At 71.8% G+C, this 6,227-nt stretch carries 7 protein-coding genes and 1 pseudogene; 7 read left to right on the forward strand and 1 reads right to left on the reverse strand.

Features of this window, described 5'->3' with window-relative positions; all coding sequences use genetic code 11:
* Nucleotides 1–176: 176 nt before the first annotated feature.
* From ACGF3J_RS17460 to ACGF3J_RS17490, 7 genes and pseudogenes are all read left to right on the forward strand, one after another.
* A complete protein-coding gene (locus ACGF3J_RS17460; protein WP_161326603.1) occupies nucleotides 177–506 on the forward strand; it encodes an SH3 domain-containing protein in 330 nt (109 codons plus the stop codon).
* A 43-nt stretch (nucleotides 507–549) separates the two neighbouring features.
* Complete coding sequence (locus ACGF3J_RS17465) at nucleotides 550–1,062, forward strand: EamA/RhaT family transporter (protein ID WP_161326604.1); 513 nt, start codon at nucleotides 550–552, stop codon at nucleotides 1,060–1,062.
* Nucleotides 1,063–1,097: 35 nt separating this feature from the next.
* Nucleotides 1,098–1,895: a class I SAM-dependent methyltransferase gene (locus ACGF3J_RS17470; protein ID WP_161326605.1), complete on the forward strand. Its 798-nt coding sequence runs from the start codon at nucleotides 1,098–1,100 to the stop codon at nucleotides 1,893–1,895.
* 32 nt (nucleotides 1,896–1,927) lie between these two features.
* Nucleotides 1,928–2,740 (forward strand): ABC transporter ATP-binding protein, encoded by an 813-nt coding sequence (locus ACGF3J_RS17475; RefSeq protein WP_161326606.1) that lies wholly within the window; start codon nucleotides 1,928–1,930, stop codon nucleotides 2,738–2,740.
* Nucleotides 2,737–3,528: an ABC transporter permease gene (locus tag ACGF3J_RS17480; protein WP_393854254.1), complete on the forward strand. Its 792-nt coding sequence runs from the start codon at nucleotides 2,737–2,739 to the stop codon at nucleotides 3,526–3,528. The genes ACGF3J_RS17475 and ACGF3J_RS17480 overlap by 4 nt, the downstream gene beginning before the upstream one ends.
* 161 nt (nucleotides 3,529–3,689) lie before the next feature.
* Entirely contained in the window at nucleotides 3,690–4,502 is an 813-nt protein-coding gene (proC, locus tag ACGF3J_RS17485; RefSeq protein ID WP_161326306.1) for a pyrroline-5-carboxylate reductase, read from the forward strand.
* Nucleotides 4,503–4,519: 17 nt separating this feature from the next.
* Nucleotides 4,520–4,648 (forward strand): annotated as a pseudogene (locus ACGF3J_RS17490) (AraC family transcriptional regulator); the annotation flags it as partial.
* On the opposite strand, the gene trpS reads toward ACGF3J_RS17490, so the two are convergent.
* A complete protein-coding gene (gene trpS, locus ACGF3J_RS17495) occupies nucleotides 4,603–5,613 on the reverse strand; it encodes a tryptophan--tRNA ligase (RefSeq protein ID WP_161326305.1) in 1,011 nt (336 codons plus the stop codon). The pseudogene ACGF3J_RS17490 and the gene trpS overlap by 46 nt on opposite strands.
* Nucleotides 5,614–6,227 lie beyond the last annotated feature (614 nt).

The following is a 6,227-nucleotide window of genomic DNA, read 5'->3' on the forward strand; positions in this document are numbered from 1 at the left end:
ACCCCCGTGCTGTTCGTTCGCGCGAGCGACGCTCGGAGCCTAGTCGATGGGGCGTACGGGACAGAGGCGGCGGGCCGTACCGCCTGTGCGAGTTGCGAACTGGTGTTTCATGGCTTGTTCTTGGGGTATCAACGGGGCCCCATGAACGTCGTGGGGCACAACGGGGGAGGATTTCCATGTCTGTCGACCAGATTCCGGCCGTAGGGGACGGCGAGGACGAGAAGGCGGCGCCGGGAGCCGTGACCACGGCGGCAGCGGCCCGGCGCAGCTACCCGGTCGCACCGGGCTACCGGCTGAACGTCCGCAGCGGCCCCGGCACCGGCTACGCGATCGTGCGCACCCTGCCCGAGGGCGCCAGTGTCTCGATCAGCTGCCAGACCCCGGGCACCCGGGTCTCCGGCCCGTACGGCTCGTCGAACATCTGGGACAGCATCGGCAGCGGCCAGTACGTCTCCGACGCCTACGTGCGCACCGGCACCGACGGGTACGTCGCCCCGCGCTGCTGATCCCACCCGGAGCCCGCGGCACCCCCGGCGCCATAATCGACCCGTGAGCGCAGAGAACGGCAAGAACGGCATCCCGGAGACCCCCGCGGGCTCCACGCCCGGCCCCCGCCCCGAACCCCTCCGGTTCTACGGCACGACCTGGGTGAACCACGACGGCGGCTACGGCGCCCGGCGGGCGGGCCTCGCCGTGGGCTCCCTGGCCGCGGCGGCCGCCGCCTGCTTCGTGCTCCGCGTCGCCTACGACGGCCTCCGGATCGCCGACATCGGCAGCTTCGTCTCACTGCTGATGGTCGTGATGTTCGCGATCTGCAGCGCCCTGGCCTTCCGCCACACCTGGTCCGGCTTCACCGGCCGTCCCGACCCCGACCGCCAGGCCCAGATGCGCGGCCTGCTGGCCATCGGCTTCGTCGGCTCCCTCCTCGCCTACTTCTTCCGCACCCTCGCCGAGGCCCCAGGGGAGAAACTGCACCGGGAGGAGTACGAGAAGGCCCGCACGGAGTACGAGAAGCGCACCACCCGCCGCTCGGGCAACCCGAAGAAGCGCCGCCGCAAGTAGGCCCTGTCCCGCGGGAACGCAGCCACCATGGCCGCATGACGACACCCGTGACCCCCGGGGAAGCCACCCCGTCCGACCGCGGCGTCCGCGCCCACTCCTTCAACGCCGCCGCGGCCCAGTACGCCGCGAACCGCCCCTCGTACCCGCCCGCCCTCCTCGACGCCCTGGAGGAACTGGCCGGCCGCCCCCTGAAGGGCTCCCGCGTCGTGGACGTCGGTGCCGGTACGGGCATCGCCACCGCCCTCCTGCACGCGCGCGGCGCCGACGTGGTCGCCGTGGAGCCCGGCCCCGGCATGGCCGCCGAGTTCCGCCGCACCCTCCCCGACGTGCCGATCGTCCGGGGCAACGGCAACACCCTGCCCCTTGCCGGCCACCACGCCGACTTCCTCACCTACGCCCAGGCCTGGCACTGGACCGACCCCGCCCTGGCGATCCCGGAGGCGCTGCGCGTGCTGCGTCCGGGCGGCGCGCTGGCGCTCTGGTGGAACACGGACGCCCTCGACGTCCCGTGGATCAGGGCCGCCGCCCGACGCATCGAGAGCCACTTCGACATCGACGTCTCCGCCGAGAAGCGCAACGTCGACGCCCGCGCCGCCGACCCCACCGGCAGCCTCGCCTTCACCCGCCGCGACATCCGCTGGAGTCGCCGCGTCCCCCTCGATACCCACCTCGCCAACCTCGGCAGCCACTCGGTCTTCCTCACCCACGGCGCGGCACACAGCGCGGCGTTCCTCGCCGAGGAACGCCGCCACCTCCTGGCCGCCTTCCCGGACGGGACGGTCGAGGAGACCTACGACGTCCGGCTCCTGCTCGCGACGACCCCGACGGCTTGACGCACCGGACGACCGGGAGGAGTATTCATCACATGATGAATTACGCCTCCCGGCCACCCGGAGCAGAAGGCGGCGACCCCGCCCCGCCCGCCGTCCGCGCCGAGGACCTCACCGTCGTCCGCGGCCCCCGCACCGTCCTGCGCGCCCTCGGCTTCACCGTCCCGCGCGGCGGGATCACCGGCCTCCTCGGCCCCTCCGGCTGCGGCAAGTCGACCCTCATGCGCGCCATCGCCGGCACCCAGGCCAAGGCCACCGGCACCCTCGACGTCCTGGGCCGCCCGGCCGGCCACCCCGCCCTGCGCACCCGTATCGGCTACGTCACCCAGGCTCCGTCCGTCTTCGACGACCTGACCGTCCGCCAGAACCTCGACTACTTCGCCGCGATCCTCGCGCCCGGCCGCGCCCTGGCCGACCGACGCCGCGACGACGTCACCCGCGTCGTCGCCGAGGTCGACCTCACCACCCACGCCGACGCCCTCGCCGGCAACCTCTCCGGCGGCCAGCGCAGCCGTGTCTCCCTCGCCGTCGCCCTGCTCGGCGCCCCCGAACTCCTCGTCCTCGACGAACCGACCGTCGGCCTCGACCCCGTCCTCCGCCGCGACCTGTGGACCCTCTTCCACTCCCTCGCCGCCGACCGCGGCACCACCCTCCTCGTCTCCTCCCACGTCATGGACGAGGCCGAGCGCTGCCACCGCCTCCTCCTCATGCGCGAGGGCCGGATCCTCGCCGACGACACCCCCGACGCCCTGCGCACCCGTACCGGCTCGGAGACCGTCGAGGAGGCCTTCCTGCACCTGGTCGACGAGGCCACCACGGCCGCCCGCACGAAGGAGCCCACCCCATGACCACCTCCGCCGCCCCCGCGCCCACCCTCACCCCGGCCCCCACCCGAGCCCTGAGCCTCACCCGCACCAGCGCCACCGCGGCCCGTGTCCTGCGCCAGCTCGGCCACGACCCCCGCACCATCGCGCTCCTGCTCCTGATCCCCTGCGTGATGCTGTTCCTGCTGCGCTACGTCTTCGACGGCAGCCCGCGCACCTTCGACAACATCGGCGCCTCACTCCTCGGGATCTTCCCGCTGATCACGATGTTCCTGGTGACGTCCATCGCCACCCTGCGCGAGCGCACCTCCGGCACCCTCGAACGCCTCCTCGCCATGCCGCTCGGCAAGGCCGACCTCATCGCCGGCTACGCCCTCGCCTTCGGCACCCTCGCCATCGTCCAGTCGGCCCTCGCGACCGGGCTCGCGGTCTGGTTCCTCGGCCTGGACGTCACGGGCAGCCCCTGGCTGCTCCTCCTCGTGGCCCTGCTGGACGCCCTCCTGGGCACCGCACTCGGCCTCTTCGTCTCGGCCTTCGCGGCCTCCGAGTTCCAGGCGGTGCAGTTCATGCCGGCAGTGATCTTCCCCCAGCTCCTCCTCTGCGGCCTCTTCACCCCGCGCGACAACATGCACCCCGCCCTGGAGGCCGTCTCCGACGTCCTGCCCATGTCCTACGCGGTCGACGGCATGAACGAGGTCCTCCGCCACACCGACATGACCGCGGCCTTCGTACGCGACACCCTGATCGTCGCCGGCTGCGCCCTCCTGGTCCTGGCCCTGGGCGCGGCCACCTTGAAACGCAGGACGCCCTAGCAGACGGGACGGGAAGGGGCGGCGGGGGCGAAACGACTCGACGGCACCCACCACCGACGTCCCGCGGACTGGACACGACGCCCCCGCCCACCCCAGCGAATGCGAGGATGACGAAGACGGACGACACACCCCAGACAGGGCACCGGAGGGCACCGAACGCCATGACCCAGAAAGTCGCAGTCCTCGGCACCGGAAAGATCGGCGAAGCCCTGCTCAGCGGCATGATCGGCGCCGGCTGGTCACCCGCCGACCTCCTGGTCACCGCCCGCCGCCAGGAGCGCGCCGACGAACTCCGCACCCGCTACGGAGTCACCCCCGTCACCAACGCCGAGGCCGCCAAGGCCGCCGACACCCTCATCCTCACGGTCAAGCCGCAGGACATGGGCACGCTCCTCGACGAACTCGCCCCGCACATCCCCGCCGACCGACTGGTCATCAGCGGCGCGGCGGGCATCCCCACCGGTTTCTTCGAGGAGCGCCTGGCCACCGGCACCCCCGTGGTCCGCGTCATGACGAACACCCCGGCCCTCGTCGACGAGGCCATGTCCGTCATCTCCGCCGGCACCCACGCCACCGCCGGCCACCTCGCCCACGCGGAGGAGATCTTCGGCGCCGTGGGCAAGACCCTCCGCGTCCCCGAGTCCCAGCAGGACGCCTGCACCGCCCTCTCCGGCTCCGGCCCGGCGTACTTCTTCTTCCTGGTCGAAGCCATGACCGACGCCGGCATCCTCCTCGGCCTGCCCCGCGACAAGGCCCACGACCTGATCGTCCAGTCCGCGATCGGCGCCGCGAAGATGCTCCGCGACAGCGGCGAGCACCCGGTCAAACTCCGCGAGAACGTCACGTCCCCCGCCGGCACCACCATCAACGCCATCCGCGAACTGGAGAGCCACGGCGTCCGCGCCGCCCTCATCGCCGCCCTGGAGGCGGCCCGCGACCGCAGCCGCGAACTGGCCACCGGCACCAAGGACTGACGCCCTCACTTCGCCGCGAGGTCGCCCGCCGGGCGGGCTTCGGCAGCGAGGTCACGACGCGCCGGCACTTCGCGTCGCGCCTCGCCACCAGCCCCGGGGCCTACCGGTCCGCGTCCACCGGCGGCAACAGCCCGATCGCCCGGTAGGCCGCGTCCACGGTCGGCCGGGCCATGCCCCGCGCCTTCTCCGCGCCCTCCCGCAGCACGCCCTCGACGTAGCCGGGATCCGCGCACAGCTCCTGATGCCGCCGCTGCACGGGCCGCAGCACCTCGACGACGGCCTCCGCGGTGTCCTTCTTGAGTGCGCCGTACGAGTCGTACGCCTCGGCCAGGTCCGCCGGTTCGCCACCCACACAGGCGGCGAGGATCTCCAGCAGGTTCGCGAGCCCCGGCCGCTCACCCCGGTCGTACACGACCTCGCGCCCGCTGTCGGTCACCGCCCGCATGACCTTCCTCCGCACCACGTCCGGCTCGTCCAGCAGATAGACGATCCCGGGCCCGACGTCGTCGCTCTTCCCCATCTTCGAGGCCGGCTCCTGCAGATTCATCACCCGGGCCGCCACCGCCGGATTCGTGGCCCGCGGCACCACGAAGGTGTGCCCGTACCGCTGGTTGAACCGCACCGCGAGGTCCCGCGCCAGCTCGACGTGCTGCGTCTGGTCGTGCCCGACCGGCACCTCGTCCGTCCCGTACGCCAGGATGTCCGCCGCCATCAGCACGGGATACGTCAGCAGCGACAGCCGCACACTCCCGCCCCGCTCCCGCTCCCGCGCGGCCTTCTCCTTGTACTGGATCATCCGCCGCATCTCCCCGTCGGTCGCGACGCACTCCAGTACGTACGACAGCCGGGCGTGCTCGTCCACATGACTCTGCACGAACACGGTGCACAGGCCGGGGTCCAGCCCCGCCGCCAGCAACAGCGACGCCGCCTGCCGGCTCAGTCTGCGCACCCGCGCCGGATCGTGGTCCACGGTCAGCGCGTGCAGGTCCACGACGCAGAACAGCGCGTCGGACCGGTGCTGGTCCACCGCGGCCCACTGCCGCATGGCTCCCAGGTAGTTCCCCAGCGTCAGGTGCCCCGTCGGCTTGACCCCACTGAAGACCCGCGTCATCTCTCCACCTCCTGGTCAGGGCCGCCGCCACCCGCCGGCCGCCCCTCCTGGAGGGAGATACGAGAACGGCCGCCGAAGCGGCGGCCGTTGAGTGCATACGTGAGACGGCCGCCGTCAGGCGGCCCACCAGAGCTGGCTACACGTACGCGTCGTCATGGACCCCAGCGTACGCCCAGGACTGCCGCCCTGACCCGGATTTGACACGCCCCACCCGCACTCGTAGTGTTCTCCGAGTTGTCCGACGTGAGCGCCGACCCCGGTCGGTCCCCGGACAGCGATTCCGCAAGTACCAACCACTCTTCGACGAACAGTCGCTCTGTCGGTGCGCGTATTTACGGAATGAGGAATCCACGTTCGAAAGGACGCGGCCCCCGATTGGCTCGGGAGCCGGGGAATCCGCTAGAGTCTCACCTCGTCGGAACGGCCCGAGGGCCGGGAAGACGACCCCCTCTGACGGGGAATCAGAGTCCGAAAGGATCTGATAGAGTCGGAACCGCCGGAAAGGGAAACGCGAAAGCAGGAACCTGGAAAGCACCGAGGAAATCGGGTCGGAAAGATCTGATAGAGTCGGAAACGCAAGACCGAAGGGAAGCGCCCGGAGGAAAGCCCGAGAG

Origin of the sequence: Streptomyces sp. NPDC048171, assembly GCF_043202655.1 — a bacterium.
Classification (GTDB): Bacteria; Actinomycetota; Actinomycetes; order Streptomycetales; family Streptomycetaceae; genus Streptomyces.

Excerpts from the sequence above, each read along its gene's own strand:
- ACGF3J_RS17460 (WP_161326603.1), top strand. The coding sequence starts at position 177 with ATGTCTGTCGACCAGATTCCGGCCGTAGGGGACGGCGAGGACGAGAAG.
- trpS (WP_161326305.1), bottom strand. The coding sequence starts at position 5,613 with ATGACGCGGGTCTTCAGTGGGGTCAAGCCGACGGGGCACCTGACGCTG.
- ACGF3J_RS17470 (WP_161326605.1), top strand. The coding sequence starts at position 1,098 with ATGACGACACCCGTGACCCCCGGGGAAGCCACCCCGTCCGACCGCGGC.
- ACGF3J_RS17480 (WP_393854254.1), top strand. The coding sequence starts at position 2,737 with ATGACCACCTCCGCCGCCCCCGCGCCCACCCTCACCCCGGCCCCCACC.
- ACGF3J_RS17475 (WP_161326606.1), top strand. The coding sequence starts at position 1,928 with ATGATGAATTACGCCTCCCGGCCACCCGGAGCAGAAGGCGGCGACCCC.
- proC (WP_161326306.1), top strand. The coding sequence starts at position 3,690 with ATGACCCAGAAAGTCGCAGTCCTCGGCACCGGAAAGATCGGCGAAGCC.